This is a genomic window from Bacillus sp. USDA818B3_A (assembly GCF_009928415.1).
Taxonomy (GTDB): Bacteria; Bacillota; Bacilli; order Bacillales; family Cytobacillaceae; genus Neobacillus.
Genome location: NZ_JAABNN010000015.1, coordinates 93,040 through 115,105 on the forward strand (window position 1 = coordinate 93,040; position 22,066 = coordinate 115,105).

Annotated in this window: 20 protein-coding genes; 3 read left to right on the forward strand and 17 right to left on the reverse strand. The window is 39.2% G+C overall.

Annotation, left to right across the window (positions count from 1 at the left end; all coding sequences use genetic code 11):
* Nucleotides 1–26: 26 nt before the first annotated feature.
* The 5 genes from GXK58_RS19715 to GXK58_RS19735 all read right to left on the reverse strand — a co-directional run bounded on the left by GXK58_RS19715 (nucleotide 27) and on the right by GXK58_RS19735 (nucleotide 9,271).
* A complete protein-coding gene (locus tag GXK58_RS19715; RefSeq protein WP_160724895.1) occupies nucleotides 27–827 on the reverse strand; it encodes an SDR family oxidoreductase in 801 nt (266 codons plus the stop codon).
* Between the two features lie 616 nt (nucleotides 828–1,443).
* Nucleotides 1,444–2,349 carry an ROK family protein gene (locus tag GXK58_RS19720; protein WP_160724896.1) on the reverse strand — a complete coding sequence of 302 codons (906 nt, stop codon included), beginning with the start codon at nucleotides 2,347–2,349 and terminating at the stop codon, nucleotides 1,444–1,446.
* A 53-nt stretch (nucleotides 2,350–2,402) separates the two neighbouring features.
* Entirely contained in the window at nucleotides 2,403–4,397 is a 1,995-nt protein-coding gene (locus tag GXK58_RS19725; RefSeq protein WP_160724924.1) for a beta-galactosidase, read from the reverse strand.
* Nucleotides 4,398–4,633: 236 nt separating this feature from the next.
* The gene (locus tag GXK58_RS19730; protein ID WP_160724897.1) at nucleotides 4,634–5,899 is read right to left on the reverse strand and encodes an MFS transporter; all 1,266 of its coding nucleotides are present in this window, start codon (nucleotides 5,897–5,899) and stop codon (nucleotides 4,634–4,636) included.
* Nucleotides 5,900–6,493: 594 nt separating this feature from the next.
* Nucleotides 6,494–9,271 (reverse strand): glycoside hydrolase family 3 protein, encoded by a 2,778-nt coding sequence (locus GXK58_RS19735; protein WP_160724898.1) that lies wholly within the window; start codon nucleotides 9,269–9,271, stop codon nucleotides 6,494–6,496.
* A 153-nt stretch (nucleotides 9,272–9,424) separates the two neighbouring features.
* Between GXK58_RS19735 and GXK58_RS19740 the strand changes: the two genes are divergently transcribed.
* Complete coding sequence (locus GXK58_RS19740; protein ID WP_160724899.1) at nucleotides 9,425–10,615, forward strand: helix-turn-helix domain-containing protein; 1,191 nt, start codon at nucleotides 9,425–9,427, stop codon at nucleotides 10,613–10,615.
* A gap of 6 nt (nucleotides 10,616–10,621) precedes the next feature.
* Here GXK58_RS19740 and GXK58_RS19745 read toward each other — a convergent pair whose 3' ends face one another.
* The 7 genes from GXK58_RS19745 to groES form a co-directional block, all read right to left on the reverse strand.
* Nucleotides 10,622–11,032, reverse strand: a complete 411-nt coding sequence (locus GXK58_RS19745; protein ID WP_237389720.1) for a glycoside hydrolase family 30 beta sandwich domain-containing protein — start codon at nucleotides 11,030–11,032, stop codon at nucleotides 10,622–10,624.
* 323 nt (nucleotides 11,033–11,355) lie between these two features.
* A complete protein-coding gene (locus tag GXK58_RS19750; protein WP_160724901.1) occupies nucleotides 11,356–11,619 on the reverse strand; it encodes a replicative helicase loader/inhibitor in 264 nt (87 codons plus the stop codon).
* On the reverse strand, nucleotides 11,612–12,328 hold the full coding sequence (locus GXK58_RS19755) for a conserved phage C-terminal domain-containing protein (RefSeq protein ID WP_160724902.1): 717 nt from the start codon (nucleotides 12,326–12,328) through the stop codon (nucleotides 11,612–11,614). The genes GXK58_RS19750 and GXK58_RS19755 overlap by 8 nt, the downstream gene beginning before the upstream one ends.
* Before the next feature lie 416 nt (nucleotides 12,329–12,744).
* Complete coding sequence (locus GXK58_RS19760; RefSeq protein ID WP_160724903.1) at nucleotides 12,745–13,374, reverse strand: MarC family protein; 630 nt, start codon at nucleotides 13,372–13,374, stop codon at nucleotides 12,745–12,747.
* A gap of 488 nt (nucleotides 13,375–13,862) precedes the next feature.
* Complete coding sequence (locus tag GXK58_RS19765; protein WP_160724904.1) at nucleotides 13,863–14,096, reverse strand: hypothetical protein; 234 nt, start codon at nucleotides 14,094–14,096, stop codon at nucleotides 13,863–13,865.
* A gap of 265 nt (nucleotides 14,097–14,361) precedes the next feature.
* Complete coding sequence (groL, locus tag GXK58_RS19770; protein WP_160724905.1) at nucleotides 14,362–15,993, reverse strand: chaperonin GroEL; 1,632 nt, start codon at nucleotides 15,991–15,993, stop codon at nucleotides 14,362–14,364.
* Between the two features lie 69 nt (nucleotides 15,994–16,062).
* Complete coding sequence (groES, locus tag GXK58_RS19775; protein WP_160724906.1) at nucleotides 16,063–16,350, reverse strand: co-chaperone GroES; 288 nt, start codon at nucleotides 16,348–16,350, stop codon at nucleotides 16,063–16,065.
* A gap of 380 nt (nucleotides 16,351–16,730) precedes the next feature.
* Here groES and GXK58_RS19780 point away from each other — a divergent pair, with 380 nt between their 5' ends.
* Both GXK58_RS19780 and GXK58_RS19785 read left to right on the forward strand, forming a co-directional pair.
* Nucleotides 16,731–17,453 carry a CPBP family intramembrane glutamic endopeptidase gene (locus GXK58_RS19780; protein WP_160724907.1) on the forward strand — a complete coding sequence of 241 codons (723 nt, stop codon included), beginning with the start codon at nucleotides 16,731–16,733 and terminating at the stop codon, nucleotides 17,451–17,453.
* Nucleotides 17,450–17,650, forward strand: a complete 201-nt coding sequence (locus GXK58_RS19785) for a YdiK family protein (protein ID WP_160724908.1) — start codon at nucleotides 17,450–17,452, stop codon at nucleotides 17,648–17,650. Before GXK58_RS19780 ends, GXK58_RS19785 begins: the two co-directional genes overlap by 4 nt.
* Before the next feature lie 49 nt (nucleotides 17,651–17,699).
* Here GXK58_RS19785 and GXK58_RS19790 read toward each other — a convergent pair whose 3' ends face one another.
* The 5 genes from GXK58_RS19790 to GXK58_RS19810 form a co-directional block, all read right to left on the reverse strand.
* The gene (locus GXK58_RS19790) at nucleotides 17,700–19,211 is read right to left on the reverse strand and encodes an MDR family MFS transporter (protein ID WP_160724909.1); all 1,512 of its coding nucleotides are present in this window, start codon (nucleotides 19,209–19,211) and stop codon (nucleotides 17,700–17,702) included.
* 12 nt (nucleotides 19,212–19,223) lie between these two features.
* Nucleotides 19,224–19,934: a cytoplasmic protein gene (locus tag GXK58_RS19795; RefSeq protein ID WP_160724910.1), complete on the reverse strand. Its 711-nt coding sequence runs from the start codon at nucleotides 19,932–19,934 to the stop codon at nucleotides 19,224–19,226.
* Nucleotides 19,935–19,950: 16 nt separating this feature from the next.
* The gene (locus GXK58_RS19800; RefSeq protein ID WP_160724911.1) at nucleotides 19,951–20,673 is read right to left on the reverse strand and encodes a polymer-forming cytoskeletal protein; all 723 of its coding nucleotides are present in this window, start codon (nucleotides 20,671–20,673) and stop codon (nucleotides 19,951–19,953) included.
* A gap of 11 nt (nucleotides 20,674–20,684) precedes the next feature.
* The gene (locus tag GXK58_RS19805) at nucleotides 20,685–21,308 is read right to left on the reverse strand and encodes a YhbD family protein (RefSeq protein WP_160724912.1); all 624 of its coding nucleotides are present in this window, start codon (nucleotides 21,306–21,308) and stop codon (nucleotides 20,685–20,687) included.
* Between the two features lie 104 nt (nucleotides 21,309–21,412).
* The gene (locus tag GXK58_RS19810) at nucleotides 21,413–22,066 is read right to left on the reverse strand and encodes a redox-sensing transcriptional repressor Rex (protein ID WP_160724913.1); all 654 of its coding nucleotides are present in this window, start codon (nucleotides 22,064–22,066) and stop codon (nucleotides 21,413–21,415) included.

A 22,066-nucleotide genomic window follows, 5' to 3' on the forward strand; every position in this document is an offset into this window, starting at 1 on the left:
TTTACCTAATTTCGTTAATGTTGTCATTAACCACGAGATTTACCACCAGAGATATTTACTGTCGTACCGGTAATGTAACTTGAACGGTCAGAAGCAAGGTAAGATACAAGCTCAGCTACTTCAGATAATTTACCTTCCCTTGCCAATGGAATAGATTTGCTATAATCTGTGTTTAATCCATCCACAGTTACGCCTCGAGTATAAGCCAATGCCTCATTGTAAGCATCCGTCCTTAATCCAGTTGCTTCCATGATTCCTGGAGCGATTGCTACCACTCTAATGTTATATTTTCCTAATTCTTTTGCCCAAGCACGGGTAAAGGAAATAACTGCGCCCTTTGTTGCGGAATAAACGCTTTGACCTGCTGAACCTTCTTGACCTGCTTCAGAAGCAACGTTGATGATAACACCCTTATTTTGCTTTAACATTTGTTTCGAAGCAGCCTGTGAACAAAGGAATGGGCCCTTTTGGTTGACAGCCACCATAAAGTCAAAATCCTTTTCACTGATCTCATATTCTGGTCTTTCACCTTTTACATCCACTAAGAGTCTAGGAAGGTTTACACCCGCGTTATTAACAAGGATATCCACACTGCCAAACAATTCAACGGTTCGAGCAATCATTTGGTCAACGCTTTCTTTTTTGGAGACATTACATTTCAAAAAATAAAACCCGTCTGCTTGCTGTCCCTCTTCTACATTTAAATCTGAAATAACTACTTTGGCTCCGTTCTTCAATAATTCATTTGCTATATTTAAACCAATGCCTGATGCACCGCCTGTTACAATTGCCACTTTCCCGTCTAAGCCTAACCAAGATTCTTGCATTATGTTTTCCTCCCTATCTTTATCTCACCAATATTGAATACGCTTTTATTATAAGAAGGATTGTTTCTTGGATTAATACACACTTTTTCAAGCCATGTTGAAAAGGATTGCATTAATACCTTTTCCATAGTGGTAATAAAGCAATTTAAAAGATATTGCCGGACATGGCTATACGTAACGTCTTCATCGTAAATACTTGGTCCTCAATATTGAAATTCGAAGCTTCCCAAAAAAGCGACATGTTACACGTGAAACATGTCGAAGACCGTCGGTTACATCATGCCGCCGCCAATAGATTTTCGAATATAATAGTGGGAAATGAAGCAAATACCATGATAAATCATCATTGTCCAAACGTTAATTAAAATACTTTGAAATACTTATCCCTTGTAACTTAACGTTTATGTAAAAAAAGCCCTTCTCAACATGAGAGGGCTTTACTTAGCTTAATTTAGAGCCTTTTCTATAAAAAAGCAGGCTCTAAATTCATATATTATTAGAATTACAACACTAAAAGAAGGGATCGCATCCAGCATGTCCTGTATCCAATCATCCAAGTCTTCTACTGGGATGTGCTCTCCGGCCTTCCTTGACAGGTAAGCCCACAGTTTACGATTCAACTCCACATAAGCATTTCCTTACTCACAAAGAAGTGGTACAGGGCACCATATAGGTTTGCATCATTTTGAAATTTACAGGCAACGACTCTAGGATTTCCTATATGCAGCGGATTGGCCTTTTTGACTTCTTCTATCGCCCATTTAATCCGTTCCAGCAAGATGGACTGAGCACTAATTCCTCCACCAATTGCAAAGACTTCAGGATCTAAAATATATTGCAGATTTAATATCTGAGTTGCCAAGTAAATGCAAAATTCATCAAAGACAGCTATTGCTTCTTTATCATTTTGCTTAATAAATTCAAAAACTGTTTCTCCATCTGTTGGATCTTCTAACTTTTTAATTTCTGCGATGCGGCGTACCATTTCAACAGCTGAACAATCCAATCCAAAATATTGTCCGGTTTTTGTTACTGGATTAATTTGATGCATCACATAACTTACTTCACCTGCGGACAGATGAACACCACGATGAAGCTTTCCGTTGATGATAATTCCGCCTCCTACCCCGCTTCCAAGAACGAGTACGACCGAATCCTTTGCGTCCTTCACGCTGCCAAGCCATAATTCAGCCAAAGCAGCACATTTCCCATCATTTTCAATAAACACATCTTTTCCATACTTTTCTTCAATTCTCTTTTTCAAGTTCACTTCGTGCAAAAATGGAAATGATCCTCCATAATAAATCATTCCGGTATCCACATCAATTGTCCCTGGACAGCTGATCGCAATTCCCTTCACATCAGTAGAATCTTGATCATCTATAATTGAAAAAATGACATCTTCTAATTCTTCCAAATTTGTTCTTGGTGTTGGACGTTTACCTTTTGTTATGATATTTCCAGCCGAATCCATCTGTGCATATTTAGCAAAAGTACCTCCTATATCAATAACTAAATACATGCTCATTCTCCTAATCTATGTGTTTTCTCCGCTGTCAAAAAGGATTTTTATGATTACGATTCAATAATGACTAAATCCCATGGTTTTATCTGGAGGGTATCCCCTGTTTGCACATCTCTGTTCGTAAGTAACTCCTTACCTGATGCATATGGATAAAGAATTGTTTCGGGATTGTCGGAGTAGTTGAAGTAATAACGAATCTCCTTGCCAAATTGGTTTTCCCCTGATTTCGTAATGACCGGGAACGATACATTTGCTTTATCTAGGGATGGAATTTGACCTAGGATAAAATTAAACACTCCTTTTACAACCTCTTCACTTGGGAAAAAACCAATATAGGTTGCAGTTCCGCTGCCGAAACGATTGTGGGTAATCGCTGCATATTGACCCCAATGCTGGTGATCGTAATAGGCTAAAACCTCAGCCGTTGTCGGTGTTAGTAACTCCATCCAGTCCTGGACAGGTTGCTCTGATGAATCAATGTCAAAGAAAGATCCTTTTAATCCTGTTTGTCCAGGTTCTACAAACATACTGTATTCTACACCGCAAGCTTCCGAAATAATTCCTGGTTGTGTGACTGTCCGAACCTGGACATTTTCATTGGTGAAACCACTCTTAAATGTATAAACAACGTGGCCACCATCTCTGACATATTCGTTTAATTGTTGTAAAAACAAATCATTTACTGTATATAGAGACGGGATAATGATCAGATCGTAATCTTTTAAGTTGGTAAAACTAGTATTGATGACATCGCATCCAATATTCATCTTGTACAATTCATCATATAATCGTCTGAATACATCATTGTAGTTTTTGTTTTCTGAGAATGGGAACCAAGTCGTGCTTGTAAAGCTTTCATTACTAATAACAAAAGCGGCCTTATTTCTTTTTTTCAAATGGACAAGGTGTGGAGATAATTCTTCAAATTCCTTTCCAATTGTTTTGGCCTCATTATAAACAGGATTTGGTTTAAAATCATGGCTGAGCAGGCCTTTCCAATACGTTTCAGCCGAATTGTGAATGGAATGCCAATGCCAATATGCAACCATATCCGCCCCCGATGCTAAATGGCTATATGCCTGAAGACGAAGCTGGCCGGGATAAGGCGTCCAATTTTTAAAGGCCTGTGCTTCTGTTTCAAGAACGAAATAGTTTGTATTTTTTGTAGAACGCGCGATGTCACCACAATAAGAAATTTCTACACCTGTTAAATGGCTTTGTGATGGATGGTAAACATCGATACCTGTTATATCCATTGCTTTTGATGCCTCAAAATGGTCTACATCCGGTTGGATTCCATAAGAATATCCACGCCACTCAAAATCAAAGTTATGGGTAACAAATTGGTGCGGCAGACTGTACTCCTTCACAATATTTACCTGCCATGCCAAGAAGTCTGTAACTAATTTCCTTTGAAACTTTGAAAACTCTGACCCAAGACTTCCATTTATGGTACCGACCATGGAAGGACAATCTTCCCAGCTATTGATCCGATTGCTCCAATAAGATAAGCCGTAAGCTTTATTCAGCTCTTCCACTGTTGAGAATTTCTCTTTTAAGTACTTTACAAACTGGAATTGCACATTATCTCCAGCTGTTCCATAGTGCTTCGTTTCATTATCGACTTGGTAGCCAATGACCGCAGGATGATCTTTTACATGATCGATTAACTTGCGAATAATTCTCTCTGCATGGAATAGATAAACAGGATTGGTAATATCCATGATTTGTCTTGCGCCATATTTTCCAGGACCATTTTTCGTTGTTGCAAGTACATCTGGATGCTGTTTGACAAGCCATGTGGGAACAGCGTACGTTGGTGTTCCCACAATTACTTTTATATTTGCTTTATGCATGGCATCTAATACTCGGTCCACGGAAGTGAAATCGAATACACCATTTTGCGGTTCATGGGTACTCCAAGTGGATTCCGCAATACGAACAAAGTTAATACCTGCTTCTTTCATCATTCTGATGTCTTCTTCTAATCTTTCGTATGGCATGTATTCATCATAGTAAGCTACACCAAATAATAATTTATCCATCATCGTTTTTTCTCCTCACCACTATAAATTTCTAATAAGAAAACGTTTTATTAGATTATATTATAGATTGATAGTCTTAAATTTTATGGTATTTTTTAAAGGAAAATAGTAATTTTATTCATTTGCAATATCTTTACTATTTGTATTTGAATAGAAGTTTAAAAAATACCCTTAAAAAGGAAGGAGCTATTTCCTTATTAGGAACAGCTCCATTTTCCGGTTTAATTATTGCTATGCTACTTCGTAGAGCGAATAAGCTGAATAAAGATACAAGCAATTAAAGCAAATACAACTGCAGTTGGGAAGACCGAAGTATAGCCGCCAATCCCAACAACTATACTAGTAACGATTGGACCAACCATCTGACCAAGCGTAGTGGCAATGTTCAAAATTCCAAGGTCTTTACCAGCCTCCTCTTTATTAGGCAGGACGTCTATGTTCAGCGCCTGGTCTACCGCGCCATACACGGCATAACCCAGACCGGCAAAACCAGCGAACAATATCATTGAAAATGGAGTCTGCATAACCCACGGAAGGATGTACCCAACCACAAGCAAGATTGAAGCAAGGATGACAGGAAGCTTACGCCGACCGATGAAATCAGAAATTGCACCAGAGGCAAGAGAACCTATAAGACCAACAACCATTGTAATCACGGACATTGCAGAAATCGTAGCCGCAGCCCCAGCTTTGCTTTGACCAATGTAATCTTGCAAAATGTACAGCTGAAAGTTAACAATCATGTAGTAACTAAAGATTAAGAGAGTTCGTCCGGCGAACGCTAGCCAGAAGTCACGAGCACCTTTAACTGGTGGACGGAAAGATGCCAAAATATCAGCAAAGCCACTTTTTGCAGCCGGCATATCCTTAGATGACCTCTCTTTTGGCCAGACAATAACGGTGCAGATACCCGCAATCCCCATCAAAATACCGGCGATAGCAAAACCAGGTAATTGATTAGTGATGAAATAAGCACCAATCAGGATGCCAAGTGAAGAACCAACAGTCGTACCAGCAGACATGAATGCTGACATCGTCCCACGCATGTCATCGGGTACACGGTCAGACAACGTGGCGATGGCTGGAGCAATCATCATGTTCAGACCGAACATGCAGATACAGTAGAAGACGCCGATTGCCCATACATTACTCAGAATACCAATCAGAAATAAAGAAACGCCACCAACAACACCACCCATAACAATCCATGGGGTACGACGGCCGAAAACGGAACGGGTACGGTCAGAAAAGTTCCCAAACAAAAGGTTAGCTACAAGAGACGCCGCAGCGGTTGCAGCGTTAAGAACACCAAAAATTGAAGTGGAGGCGCTTGCTCCCACAAGATCCTTTAAATGTTGTGGAAGGAGCACAGCCGCAACAATCCCAAGGCCACCCATCCACAGTAGTGCGAAAATGAAGAAACTAATTGAGAAACGAATACGAGTTGTTTTACTAATTTTGATATCTGGTTCAACAAGATATTCTTTTTGTAATAATTCCATATTGACTTCCTCCTTGATGATTTGTGCTAAGAGGTGTCCATCCACCTCTTTTAATGTTTACCTGTTGCATTTTTCTGGGTACAACTCTACCAACTACAAGCGCTTCCAGAAACGTTTGTATAATAATAGATTAAAAATAATATGATGGCAGAATAAATAATATTTCCGGCAAAGTTAAATGAAGACGATTACATTGGTTTTTACATTCCTCCCATAACCCATAAGTTCATCTGAGTTAAGTTTTAGTTGGTTTCCAGACATCCAACACCCCATAAGTGATTTCGCTTTCATTTTCTGGTTTATTCCTCCTATGAAAGTTTGGATCGTTATTGATCTTCGCCAATGAAGGACCTTGAATGGGTTTTCATTTTACACTAAGAGTGCTTCTCTATACTGCCAATTACTAGAAAGCGAAGGCTTTGTGTATTTAGGATTGGAAAGCGTTTTACTTAATTACATTATAAAAAATGCTGCATAATATTTATGGTATATTTTAAAGAATAATAGTATTTTTATTAAGAAAATAATTCCACTAAAAAGGCAAAAAAGGCAGGTACTATACCCGCCTTTTTTTGTTTTAGTTCTAATTTTATTTTAAAAATTGTTCATACTAAAACCTTCTATTAATTTAAAATTGATAGTTTCCGTTTCAAGGCCGCCGAGTCCGAAGTATAGCTTTAAGTAAGCATGCTTATTGAAGAAAAATACTTTTGCTGACTTTGATACCCATTCGCCATTGGTTCCGTTAAAAGAGAAAGTCGCTGCCGGAGCATTGTTCTGAAATAATGTCACTGGCATCTGCGCCAATTCATTCGCAGAAGAACGTATGGTCATTGTTACTTCATATGTCCCAGGATGTTCAAGAGCAACCGCAAAGACATATTGACTGCCTGTAGAGGTATCAATGTTTTGAAGGCTAATGCTTCCACCGTCACTTACAGGTTGATAGTCAACATCAAAATCAAACTCTTTTTTGGTAGATTCCTCTAAACCAATAACCTCAATAGAAAAGTCATTTAATCCAAGGGTACGTTCCATAACAGGAGAACGCATGATAAATTGGCAGATATTCGCTGCACATCTTAATAGTTCTCCCCTTGTTAGTGAATCATTAGCAAGAGAAGACACTGTATTATCTTCAAAAGGATTGGTATCAGATTGACCAACAACCATATAAAGATCATTTTGTGCACGAGCCATTGCTGCAGTATTATTTTTGGCAGCAGGACCGCTTTCAATATTCATTTTTGCCCACCAGTCCGTCATGACAATCCCTTGAAATCCCCATTCATCACGAAGAATCCTTGTATTTTGATCATAGAGACCTGCAGTCCATAAGCCATTTATTGCCCCATAAGTAGTCATAATCGAGTATGCCCCTGCTTCTTTAACAGCCATTTCAAAACCTTTTAAGTAAATTTCCCTCAAAGCACGTTCAGAAACAATAGAATTGAGATCATGCCTGTGATATTCCTGATTATTGGCACTAAAATGTTTAAGCGTGCCAGTCACACCCACACGATGCATACCCTTTAACTGTGCTGCGGCCATTTTCCCTGTAACATAAGGGTCTTCAGAGAAGTATTCGAAGTTACGTCCATTTAATGGATTGCGGTGTATATTAATCCCCGGGCCTAGAAGAGTATCAATACGGTTCTTACGTAATTCCAGACCTTCCATTTCGTAAAGATCCTCAATTAACTCCAAATTAAAAGTGCATGCCAACAAGGTACCATTGGGAAGTGAAAATGCTTCTGTTCCGCAATCCATGCGTATACCAGAAGGCCCATCTGAACAGCATGCTGCCGGAATCCCAAACGCTTGAAGTCTGTCTGATACCCCGCCAAAGGCTGCGGCAGTACCCGGAGTTACTCTTGGCGAACACATTCCTTCTCCGCGGATCATACAAGCGAGATCTTCATCCGTCAGCTGATCAAGGAAAGTTTCAAGAGAAACCCTATGGTTATAGACATCAGTCAGCTTGTACCCAAGATCACCCTTGTACTCACGGTTTTCTGGAAGTTCAGCCAGACATCGTTGATGGGTGTCCACAGTACGTAATGGCACGTCTTCATAGGTTATTGTATAGCCCGAATCACTTACAACAGGCTTCATCCTGGTGAATGCTGTGACAGGAGCGATATTTTCACTTAAACGTAAAACAACTTGGAGTGTGTCTGCGTAATATTCAAAGCATGGTGTTGCAGTTCGCACATCTGTTCCAACAAACATACGATATGTACCTGCCTCTAACACATAGCAGGATTTATTACCGGTAACACCACCATCATCATAACAGGCAAAATCAGTAACAGGGATTAAAAATTCCAAAGTCTCACTGCAGCCAGGTTTGATTTGTTTTGTTTTAGCAAAAGAGACGAGACTACGGGTTGGATTACCCAACTGCCCCTGTGGTTTTTCTACATAAAACTGGACTACTTCCTTACCGGAAAAAGCACCAGTATTTGTTACTTTAACTGATATTTTAATAATACCATCTGATTCCGACGCTTTATCCGCTTCTGTTGTAAAGGTTGTATAGGAAAGACCGAAGCCAAAAGGATAAAGTACCTGATCCTTTGCAAAAGTTTCGAAGTAGCGATAACCAACATAGATATCTTCCTGATAAATCGCTTTGTCTTCATGGCCAAAGTTGATGGTTGATGGATGGTCATTGATTGATTTGGCTATTGTATCGGTTAATTTTCCAGAGGGTGCAACCTTACCCGTGAGTACATCTAAAAGACCATTACCGCCTTCCATCCCGCCCTGCCATGCATAGAGGATGGCACTTGGTTGAAAATCCACTGCCCACTGCATATCAATTATATTTCCGACATTCAAGACGACAGCCGTCTTTGCGAACTTTTTGCAAACTTTAGAAATCATGTCTTTTTCTATATCTGTCAGCAAAAAGCTTCCAGGATCTGCCGTATTATCCCGGTCTTCACCGGCAGTTCTTCCGATCATGATTAAAGCCATGTCAGAATTCGCTGCTGCATCGGCAATAAGAGTTTCGTTTACAGGCATTTCTTTTTGTGACCATGGTTCTCCTGCCCAGCCTTCCCCTTTATTAAAGGGATTTTCTTCAAGCCATGCTTCGTAAGTTTGAAGCAGTGACTCATTTAACTGAATATCGTCACAACCTTTTAAAGCATCCAACGGCGTTGTCACATAAGCAACATTTACCATTCCACCAGAACCTGTACCACTTTTATAATAAGAAAACTGATTACGGCCAAAAACGGAAATGGTTGTTCCTGATTTTATGGGCAGCGTTCCATTTTCATTTTTTAATAGAACAGCACCTTCTGCAATTGCAGTACGGGCCAATTGTGTATATTTATTCCAGTCTAATGTATATTTTGACATATGCAGCCCCCTTATAATTAAAAATACCATTCCTATTCCGTCTATGAGTCTGAAAACGGTTTATTTACAATATAAATAAAGACATCTATAATATATGGTATATTTTAAAGAAAAATAGTATTTTTTATCATTTATTTGAAAGGATAGAATTCAATGAAACTAACACACAACGACATTGAAACCGCTTGTAAATTAGTATATAACACAACGAATATCCCTATATTTTTTCTAAAAAAAAACCAGGAATACGCTTGGACATTTACTAATAAATATTCTTCCATTATTGATATAAAAAGTTTGCCAAAAGGACTAATAAATGAATTTTTTTCAATTAACTCAACTAAAAAAATACAGTTGGTTTATATAAAAAACTCAAATGATAAGGTTGCGATTTTACCCTATCCCGAAGATAACGATGCACTTCTCGTCCTTTGGCCCGAAGCTGAAAAACTTTTTTCGCCTAATGTAAATAAAGTGTTAGAATCATCCGGTCAAATTCCTTATGACACAAATCAATTGATGAACACAGCTATTTTACTGCACTATATTTTTTATAAAGAACAATTATCTTTGAGCCACGTTATTCAGGACAATCAAGATATCAATACTTCCCAGATGCCAGGCATTATTGAATTTCAGATTATGGAGCAGCGTGAAAACAGTAATTACCATAGCTCGTTTCTGGCAGAAAAGAAAATTTTCCAAAATGTTCAATTGGGGAATAAAGAAAAAATGCTCTATTACATGAAGCTGCATTCAGAGGAAGGGATTTACGGCACTTTGTCCAAAAGAGATACTTTAAGGAGTCATAAGAACCTAGTTATCACCGCCATCACTCTTGCAACCAGGGCTGCCATCGAAGGAGGGCTCTACCCTGAGATCGCCTATAATTTAAGTGATGCTTATATCCAACAAATCGAGGAAATTAATAAAATTAATTCAGTTAATGGATTACTTGAAGATATATTGGTAGATTTTACAGAACGGGTAGCAAAAGCAAACCGCTCTCATTATACAAAAACGATATTATTATGCCAGGAATACATTTTTAATCATCTATACGAGGATTTAACACTAGAATCACTTGCTGAACAATTGCATTTAAGCCCCTCCTATCTCTCTAATAAATTTAAAGATGAGACAGGAGAGACCCTAAAAGCCTTTATTCAACGAAATAAAATTGAGGAAGCTAAAAACCTTCTTGTTTATTCTAATTTAAACATAAGTGAAATTTATTCTGTTTTAAACTTTTACGATCAGAGCTACTTTATTAAAGTCTTTAAGAAGTTTACTGGCTGTACGCCAAAACAATATAAGAATAACTTTATCCTTAAGTCTTCTTGAAAGGGTTTACTTCAGTACCATTGTGTTAAAGGATTCTGCCTTTAACTCACATTGAAAGGATTTACCTTGAAATTCAAATACCAATTCCCGTTGTTTTTTTAGCGGATTGTTGACAATTAATACGGTTGACCCGTCCGGATTTTGAAATGCCAGTGAATGAGCGGTAAGATGTCCCTTTGTCTCGATTCTTACTGCTCCATTTTTAACAAAATGGGAGTGATGTTTAACGACATAGAATTCAGGATTGTAGGTGAACTTTTTTGTTACCGGGTCCACTGTAATCATGGAATTCTGTTTCCAAGCCCCAAGTGCTGCGTCCTTTCGCTTCCAATACTGCATTCCAGTAAACATACCCATTTGCTCCATTGACGAAATAATGCATTCCCAGTTCATTGAAACAGCTACCAAACCCTTCAACCACACGGCCTTTATTATTTGTAATTATCAAGGTATTTTGTTTATCAGTAGTTTCTACTGGTTTGCTCGTCTGCCAAAAGTTTTCTCTTGTTGATTCTATCCATTGAATTTTTTCAGACAAAGTACCCATTCCTTTCCTTTTTGAATTCCACTTTAGAGAACGCTTTATTCTGTAATAATAAATATTTATAGTCAAAGTTTATAGTATTTTTTCATGATAAATAGTATTTCCTCTATGTCTTCAACAGGCAATCGTCATCCTCGTTGGAACTCTAATACAACTAGCAAATATTCAAGGACAGACAGGGAGATATACTCCCTACCTATCTATCTTCTTCCCCTGCAGTTAAATCGAGTACAAAAGTTTTAGGGATATAACGTCTCCCCTGTGAATTGTGGACCAAATCACTAATCTTTGGTGGATGCGGAAATTCTCCCACAAATTTCAATAGATTCTTCTGCACATTATCATACGAATATTTTTGCAGGACCATGTACCAGGCATCCAGCTTATGTTGATCAAACTGAAACTTTTCATAATAGACTTGTATAAGGTTCATTAACTTATAACACTCTTTCTTATTCATCAAGGTTAAAATCCCCCTCAGTTAGCCTCTTCTTCCCTTCCTGCTGATTGAGATACGATTCAAATTTTGTCCCAAACAATGTCTCCGGCCGCAGGAACTTATTCCAAGCTGGATCGGACCGCCAATCAGCTGTCTTCAAATCGATGACTCTATTAAAATCCTCGAGCGTAAAACCTTCTTTATATCTGGCATGAATCAGTTCCCTTGTTTTAATAGAACTAAGTTTAAAGCTCTTTCCCGTCTTCTCATTCAAATAGCCAATAATTTCATCATAGGGAATCACCTTTTTCACGGATGAATTGTCTGCCGATTCCCACGCCTTCTCCGAATCTTCCTCAGGAGCTGCTTCCTCTATGGAGGTAGCTTCACTCTCGGGCGGGCTATCTTCAAACTCCTGCAATTTTTTATAGTCAATGCTGTACCATTTTGTCTTATCCATTTTCATCCGATTCCAGTTCTCAGATAGAAGTAATCCTAGCATCTCTAACGAGCGAATCGTCCGCTTAATCGTACTCACTGACCAAAATGGCAGCTGCTTCTGCCACTCTTCATATGTATTATAAACCCAGGTTCTACCCTCAATATGATGCTTGCTCATTCCAAGCCAATAATGAATTTGCTGCAATACCACTGCCTCATTTAAACCGATTTTAGCTGCCAAACTAGGAATAATCATGACCGGACTTTCATTGACTAATAGCCTGCTCAACTGAACCTCTCCTTTAATGAATTTTATAAAGGAACCTAGGCTCTGTCGTAAGACACGAGTAGCCCACCGATTGGTTCAAGTCCCTTCACTGGTTATATAAAAATAAAATCGTAAAAAGGACAGGTTCTTTAAAAAATATTTTTGCTTGATGGAAAAATTAAAATGGGAGAGGACCTATTATATTTTTCTTTGTAGTAATCTTTGAAGTACTTTAATGAAGAAATCTATGGTATTGGTTGGGTCAACAAGAGTATTTCTATGTGTCATTCTGAATCAATCCAAACGTCAGGATGATCGAATAAGCTTGGTCATTTTGGGCTGATGAAGGATTCAAAAACCTGGTGTAAAGATAGGCATAAGAAAGAGGTTTCCGACCAGAAGATACAGTTGGAAACCAAGAATTTAAAGAACTTGCATTATAAATGAGGGAAAAGGCCTTTTATACCTTCTGCAATCATCTGGATAGAAATAACAGCAAGAATCAACCCCATTAATCTTGTTACAACATTTAAACCACCTTGGCCAAGTTTGTTAATAACAGGAGTTGAATAGTAAAACAGCACATAAGAAAGTGCTAATACTAGCGCAAATCCAATAAACACAAGGATTAGATTATAGATGTCAAAGGAACCGGAACCTGTGTGTGACATAACCGTTGCAATAGTACCAGGGCCAGCCATAATAGGCAGCGCAAGAGGCGTAATTGATATATCCTCCTTTTCTTCCGCTTCCTGTTTTTCTGCAGAATGTGGTGTCTGAGCGTTTGAAGTCTTTGCATGTAAAAGATTAAAAGCAATTCCGAAAATAAGAATTCCTCCAGCAACTCGAAACGCATGAATAGTAATACCAAATATAGAAAATATAAAGTTGCCAAGCACCAGAAATACAGTAAGAATACACAAGGAAACGATTGCCGCTTTCCTTGCCGTATGTTTCTTTTGCTGTTGAGAATATCCGTTGGTAAGGGAAATAAAAATTGGAATATTCCCTATCGGATTCATGACAGCGAAAAACGATACCGTCATTTTAAGAAGTAGACTAACCAAAAAGTTTCCTCCTAACTCACTTTAACCATTTTTGAATTCATCCTTATATATTACCCACATTGAGAAAACCAAACAAAAACAAGGAAAACACTAAACAATTCACTCCAAATAAGAAGAGCGCAAGGTGCCAGTTTACAGTCTGAATAAAAAAGATCTCTCAGGAAAAACTCTGAGAGATCTTTTTTTATATGTGGCCAAATTGTTTTAAACAGCTTTGCCTCTAAGGACAGGCCTTGTATAAAAGGTTTTTAACCTCTTATTACATCATGCCGCCCATATAGTTTTATGCTGTAACATTTTTAACCGCATTAGAAGAAAGCCGCATAGAATCCGCATTCTGCAGGTGGTGCGGTAACATCTTTAACCTAGAAGTACTGTGATTTATTGTACTTCGTTAGCAAAATGTTAGCATGTTGTTACCGGTCAATGATGTAATCGACTTGATGATACTTATAACAAAAGCGATGCAGATTTTATATGCATCGCTTTTATTTGCTTTTTTTATTATTAAATAGAATTAAAAGGGCTCCAACAACCACGATAGCACCCAACAAAATATATGTGCCTGTCCCCAGGTGGCCGCCCCAACTGATTGTAATATCATCACTCTTTTGATATGCTGACGCCATTAATATCGAATCGGATATAGAGTTCATACCATGTAGGATCAGACCTGTAAGGATGGCTTGCACTGCTATGAAAATACCTACTAATTCTCTCATTCTTTTTGTACCCCTCGCTGTTCTTTTTCTTTATTCTAATTTACCATTGCTATGTAAATCTACATAAATTTTCATATAAGAAAAAGCAAAGTTTTACAACCCTGCTTTATCTTCGTGTAACCAAAGAAATGAAAAAAGAGGCTTCCCACAAGTTTGCGCAACTCATGAGAAACCTCGAATTTTAGGAGAGAAATGTTAGCAAGATGTTAGCATTCCGCTCCCCTCTTACATAAAACCCTCATATATCAAGGGGTTTGGGCGATGATTACATCATGCCGCCCATTCCACCCATGCCGCCCATGTCAGGCATTCCAGCAGCACCAGCTGGTTCTGGCTTATCAGCCACAACTGCTTCAGTAGTTAAGAACATAGCCGCAACAGATGCTGCGTTTTGAAGTGCAGAACGAGTAACCTTAGTTGGGTCAACGATACCAGCTTCAATCATGTTTACCCACTCGCCATTAGCAGCGTTGAAACCTGTGCCAACTTCTTCACGCTTTAAGCGGTCAACGATAACAGATCCTTCAAGACCTGCGTTCTCAGCAATTGTGCGAACTGGTGATTCGATGGCACGAAGAACGATATTAATACCAGTTTGAACATCGCCTTCTTCTTGTAATTGAGCTACTTTGTTGTATACGTTTAGAAGGGCAACACCACCACCGGATACAATCCCTTCTTCAACAGCCGCACGAGTTGAGTTCAATGCGTCTTCGATACGAAGCTTGCGCTCTTTTAATTCAGTTTCAGTAGCCGCACCAACTTTGATGACTGCTACACCGCCAGCTAATTTAGCTAGACGCTCTTGTAATTTTTCACGGTCAAATTCAGAAGTAGTTTCTTCTAATTGAGAACGGATTTGGTTAACACGAGCTTGGATTTCTTCAGTAGCGCCAGCACCTTCAACAATTGTTGTATTTTCTTTTGTTACAACAACTTTAGCGGCACGTCCTAAAGAAGAGATGGTTGCAGATTTAAGGTCACGGCCAAGCTCTTCAGTAATTACTTCACCGCCAGTTAATGCAGCGATATCTTCAAGCATTGCTTTACGACGGTCACCAAAGCCAGGAGCTTTAACAGCAACAGCATTGAATGTTCCGCGAAGCTTGTTCACTACTAATGTAGATAATGCTTCACCTTCGATATCTTCAGCAACAAGTAATAGTGGCTTGCCTTGTTGGACAACTTGCTCTAATACTGGAAGGATTTCTTGAATGCTAGAAATCTTCTTGTCAGTGATTAAGATATATGGATTGTCTAAAACAGCTTCCATTTTGTCAGTATTTGTAACCATGTATGCAGAAACATATCCACGGTCAAATTGCATACCTTCAACAACATCTAACTCAGTTGTGAAGCCTTTAGACTCTTCGATCGTGATAACGCCGTCGTTACCAACACGCTCCATTGCTTCAGCGATTAATTGACCTACTTCTTCATCAGCAGAAGAGATGGCAGCAACTTGCGCGATAGAAGCTTTGTTTTCGATTGGTTTAGAGATTGATTTTAATTCTTCAACAGCAGAAATAACAGCTTTCTCGATCCCTTTACGGATACCCATTGGGTTCGCACCAGCTGTAACATTCTTTAAGCCTTCGCGAATCATCGCTTGAGCAAGAACTGTTGCAGTTGTTGTACCGTCACCGGCCACATCGTTTGTTTTGCTTGCTACTTCAGCAACAAGCTTAGCACCCATGTTTTCGAATGCATCTTCTAATTCGATTTCTTTTGCGATGGTTACACCGTCGTTAGTGATAAGAGGTGAACCAAATTTTTTCTCAAGAACCACGTTGCGTCCTTTAGGTCCAAGAGTCACTTTTACTGCATTTGCTAGAGCATCAACACCACGAAGCATTGCGCGGCGTGCATCTTCACTAAACATAATTTCTTTAGCCATTGTAAAAAAACCTCCTCGTATTTTTTACTCTGAATCTATTATAGAATTTTCGCGCCGAAACGCTTTTCTTTACTCGCCTACTACAGCAAGAATATCGCTTTCACGAAGGATTAAGTATTCAACACCCTGGTATTTCACTTCAGTACCAGCGTATTTTGAGAAGATAATGCGATCGCCTACAGCCACATCAAGTGCTACGCGCTCACCGTTTTCAAGGACACGGCCATTACCTGCGGCAACAACTTTCCCTTCCTGAGGCTTTTCTTTCGCTGAATCCGGTAAAACGATTCCGCTTGCAGTTTTTTCTTCAGACTCGACAAGCTCAATAATAATACGATCACCTAATGGTCTTAACAATTCAAACAACCTCCTCAAATATATGTAATTTCGTCTTTATTAGCACTCTCTTCTAATGAGTGCTAACACAATTATTATAATAATGAATCTGCCATTCTTTTGCAAGTATGATGAATAAATTTTTAAAAAGAAATTTTGTTTCATACAACCTTATAAAGTATGTGAATATGTACGCATTCTATACCTCTTTTTTTAAAGGTGCGGACAAATTTTTAAGGCTAGTTTTTTAAGCCAGGCTGGTTAATTTTTTCATAACAAATCATCAAAATTGAAACAATTCCAGCTTTAAGAGTAAAATAAATATTAGTGCTTTTCTTTGACCAAATCTTAAACGTTGGTACTCTTTGCATAATTTAAATGTGATTAAAGGAGATTATCATTTGAAAAAGGAATATTGGTGGGTCATTATTGTTTATATTGTTATGCAGTTTTCAAGTCTTGTGGGGCTCCCCATCTTACTCTTTGGCTTCAAACATTTCAATATCAATCAGAGCCTTGCGGTTCCCGTTTATCTCATTGCCAGTTTCTCGATTGCTTTAATCATCATCCTGTTCCTGTTACGAAAAGAAAGGGATACCAGCAGGCTGGATGAAAGAGGAACTTCGTTCGGCTACTCGGCTATGTGGGCGGTTTTGGGTGTCTTTTTAGCCTTATTTTCTCAGTACGTGGCTGCCATCATTGAGAGCCTGTTAGGAATCAATATGGGGTCCGAGAATACTCAGGATATCCTAAAAATTATCGAAACACTCCCGCTCGCTATTTTAGTAACCAGTGTGATTGGTCCGATCTTAGAGGAAATTGTCTTTCGTAAAATTATCTTTGGTTCTTTATTTAAAAGATATAACTTTTTCATTTCAGCATTAATCAGTTCCGTTATCTTCGCATTAGCTCATATGGAACCAGTACATATTATTCTTTACTCTGCCATGGGCTTTACGTTTGCCTTTCTTTATGTCAAAACCAATCGTATCATTGTTCCCATTTTTGCTCATGTGGCAATGAACACCATGGTGGTTTTAGTTCAATCCGTTTATAAAGATGATATTGAACGATTAAGGAGAGAAGCAGAAGCGATTCAAAACTTTATCGGAGGCTTTCTATGAGACGTTCACCCTTGTTTTCCGGCTTTATCTACCTTTTGCTAGGCTCATTATTTACCTACTTTGCCATCGACCATGTCCAAACACACGGCTGGGGCTTCTTCAGCTATTTACTCGTTCTGCTTGCGACATTCGACTTTGGCTCTGGTGTCAAAATGATTCTATTTCATATAAAGTATAAGAAAACGTTGAATAAGTAAGAAAAGGTGACAGGCACCATGTGAAACATGGTGCCTGTCACCTTTTTTATTATTTCGAAGTTGCTTGCCTGGTTATTCTTAACCGGTCTTTTCCGAGGATGAAGATAAGGAGAAAGGCTATTCCAGAGGGGACGAGTGCCCATGTGAAGGTGTGGACGATGCTGCTTGATAGGACTTCTGTGATTTTGTCTAAGATTTGTGGCGGGATGTGACTTCTTGCTCCTTCTGATAACAGAGCCTGTGAATCCCCAAACGCTTGCCCCTTCATTGCGCCCATACCGGAAAAGGCGTCTTCTAGTCCTTCCTTAAGATTACTTCTTTGAATGGTTCCGAATATAGTGATCCCAATGGTCATTCCAAGTGTACGAATGAAATTACTTGTAGAAGTAGCAGATCCTCTCTGTTCTATGCCAAATGGATGAATCGCCGCCATGCTTAAGACTGAGAAGGAAAACCCAACGCCGAGACCAATGACAATCATATACACCGTGAGCAATGCCCTGCTCGTGTCGGGTGAAATGCTGCTTAACAGCAAAAAACCTATAATTAAAATGGCACCTGACAGAAACATAATGTTTCGATAACTCATCTTGGTCGTCAGGAACCCTCCAGTTTGAGCAGTAACTACCGAACCAAGCATCATCGGCAGCAAGATTAAGCCAGAATTCGTAGCCGTTCCCCCGTACACTCCTTGCACAAAAATCGGGATATACACAGTGGCTGCCATAAACGCCGCCCCATAAAACAAGCTGACAAGCGTACTCCCAGCAAACAGACGGTTCTTAAACATAGAAAAAGAAATGATGGGATCCTTCGCCTTCGTTTCGGCGTATAGAAAGAGTATAAAAAGAGTCGCAAAGCAGGCAAATAAGCTCAATATCACTCTAGAATCCCAATCATATTTCTGGCCGCCGAGTTCGAGAGCAAACATTAAACAAACAACCGCTCCGATTAAAGTAAAAGCCCCCCACCAATCAATGATTTGTTTTTGATGAATGGGTGATTCCTTATAAGCAACAGAAACGAAAACCAAGGACAAAATCCCGAGCGGTAAATTGATATAAAAGATCCAATGCCAGCTGATATGGTCCGTAATATAGGCTCCTAATAGGGGACCAAAGATACTGGATAGCCCAAAAACAGCGCCAAATAATCCGCCCATTTTTCCGCGTTTCTCAGGAGGAAATAAGTCAAACATAATTGTAAAAGCAATCGGGACTAAGGCTCCTCCGCCAATGCCCTGGATCGCCCGATAGATGCTTAGCTGTGTAATGGTTTCCGCAGTACCGCACAGTACTGAGCCTATCATAAATAAAATCAACCCAAAGATAAAGAAACGTTTACGTCCATACATATCGGATAACTTTCCGAAGATGGGCATTCCTGCCATTTCTGCCACCATGTAGGCCGAAACCACCCAAACAAAGCTTTCCAGCCCTCCAAGATCGCCAACTATGGTTCCCATTGCTGTAACAACAATGGTATTATCCATGGAGGCCATCAGTATCCCCAATAACAATCCCGCTACAACCAACCCTAACTTACTTTCTCTTGTATTCATCTCATTCCCCTTCTACACTTTAGTTTTGGTTTTGATAGCCGAAGATGAGTCGATTTTCATTTCCGTTGTGTATTCAACAAGGCCTATTTGACAGCCCGGGCCAATTTTAACCGTATGACCGCGGACCACTTCAGCCGTTGTATTTTCTAAGTAAATATCATCACCCTCAATTACTTTGGCCGTAAGAGTTCCTTCCTCTCTTCCAAACGGGAGTAGAGAGCTTTTCTTCCGTTTTACGATAATTTTGCTGCCTCCTATTTCCTCAGCTGTGCTTTCCCCAAATCGCAGCGCGATCTTAATCTTTTCTGCTGTAAGTAATCCTTTTATTTCAAACCCGCCGCTGGAGTCAAACGTTTCATATTCCACATCCCCCTTTACGGAGATACTCCCTTTAATAGTGGCTTGATCCCCGCTTAACTTTTCACCAACCTCCAACAAACCAAATACCTTCATCTTTTTTAAGTGGGCGTTCCTTCCGACCATCATTGTACCCATAATCAGGGTTTCTCCTGCCGCCATATCCCCTTTAACATTTGCCTCGCCCATTATTTTAACTGAGCCCGTTTTCATATTTTCACTCGCCTCACTTGTGCCATACACATGAAAGGCAAGACATTCAACGTCCGTTATAATGGCTCCTTCTCCACGGATACTGACCTTATCATATATGCCGCCTGGATAGCTTCCTGAACCATTAATAATTAAATTTTGACTACTGCCCATTCTTTCATCCCTCCTTCTAAACCTTCTTGATATCTTCCACAACCGAATTTTTATGCTGAGAGAATTCATCCGAATATTCAACTACACCAATATGGCAATTAGGGCCAATCTTAACATTGTGGCCTCGAACAATCTTTGCCGCCGTATTTTCCAATACAATTTGGTCACCCTCGATTAGATCGGTTTCTAATTGTGTTTTATAAAACGGTTTAAATAGGTTTCCGATAAATGAACCTTTATGTGGTTTAACTGTAATAGTTTCTCCGCCTATTTCTTTTGCTTTACAATCACCATAGATCTCCACATCGATTTGTTCTGCATTCAAGAGTCCCCCAATGCTAAATCGGTATTTTCCTTTAAAACTCTCCGCTTCACAGTCTTCACCCACTGTGAAAACACCATGAAGGTTTACCTCATCAGCTTTCACTCTTCCCTCAACATTGGCTTTGCCGGAAATCTTTAAGGATTTCACCGATAGATTTTGATTAATTTTAATCGTCCCATCAACTGTCAGTTTCTCGCACTCTATATTTCCATGAAAGCGGAAAACTCCACTTACCTTTGTACTAGCAGCAGCCACGTTTCCCTTTAAGGTCCCTGTGCCGTTACATTCTAGCTCTTCACATTCAATGTCACTGTTGACCGTCCCGCTTCCATTTAACGTCACTCGAGAAAAAACGCCCCCGTTTGATGAACCTAATCCATTGATGACCAGATCTCCCCTGCGATTCGTTTCCATAGTCATTCTCCTTATAATAATTTCGCTTTAATTTCTTCCATACAAGTCATCATCGATATAACGGTGATCACTTTAGTTCCCTGTTCAAAATAAAAGCCCTCTGAATTTATAAGCAGCAAGCAGGAAGAAACACCTAGCTTTCTAGTTATTACTAGTTCACATTTTTTCTGTTTAATCAGCTGTGCATTTTCCTTTAGTACCTGAAGGAGCATCCTGCCCTCATCTAAATTTATTTCCCCGGACTGTAAAAGTATCTCTAATACATAAACTTCAACCATTCTAGAAAAAGTAAACTGATGGCTGCCCTGATCCAACTCTAAATAAATTTTCAATACAGCTGACGTAACAATGTTTCGTTTTATTAGTTCATCCTTCTCCAGCTTTAAATCACTGATATTGGGTGAAAACATATCTGCCAGCTCATCTAAGGATAAATTTTCTTTCATCGTTTGAATTTTATTAATCCGCTCTAAGATTTTTTCTTTAGGAAAAAAGGTTTCCTGACCAGTGAAGGTGGATTTTCGTATAAACCATTCTTCAGGAATGAGATCCTTCCGTTTCCATCGGTACAGCTGTCCATAAGAGATTTCCGCAAGTTCTAGCAGCTCTTTTTTCGATATTAACTCCTCGCTCATATTGAAAACTCCTTTCTGGTAACAGTGTAACATAACACTGTTACGTTGGTAAAGCGATAAAAAAAGTGTTTCACTATATTTTGGAAGTGAAACACTTTTTGATATTATTCTTCGATTTCTTCGGTCGGATAATGTTTTAGGAAATAAACCAAGGACTGAAGTTCGACGGCTAAGTCGATATGGTGAACCCTGATAGAAGACGGAACATTTAATCGTGCCGGTGTAAAATTTAAAATCCCTTTTACCTCCGCTTTTACAAGTCTGTCGGTTATGACCTGTGCAACAGGGGCTGGAACAGTAAGAATAACAACAGAGACTTTTTCTTCTAAAAGGACCTTTTCTATCTCATCCATATGGTAAACAGGAACTTCACGAATCTTCGTACCTACTTTTTCCGTATCAACGTCAAAGGCAACCTCAATTTTTGTGTTATTGTTTTTTAAAAAGTTATAATTTAAAAAGGCCGTACCCAGATTACCAACACCAATTAATGCAACCTTGGTCAATTCATCCTGATCGAGCGTTTTTCGGAAAAACGATAACAAATAGTTGACGTTGTAGCCATAACCCTTTTTCCCCAGGGCACCGAAATAAGAAAAATCCCTGCGAATCGTTGCACTGTCTACCTTTACTGCCTCACTTAGTTCCGCAGATGAAACTCTTTGTTTCCCGGAAGTATGCAGATTTTTTAAAAATCGATAATAAAGGGGCAGCCGTTTTGCTGTCGCCTGTGGTATCTTCATTGTTTCGTTACTCAT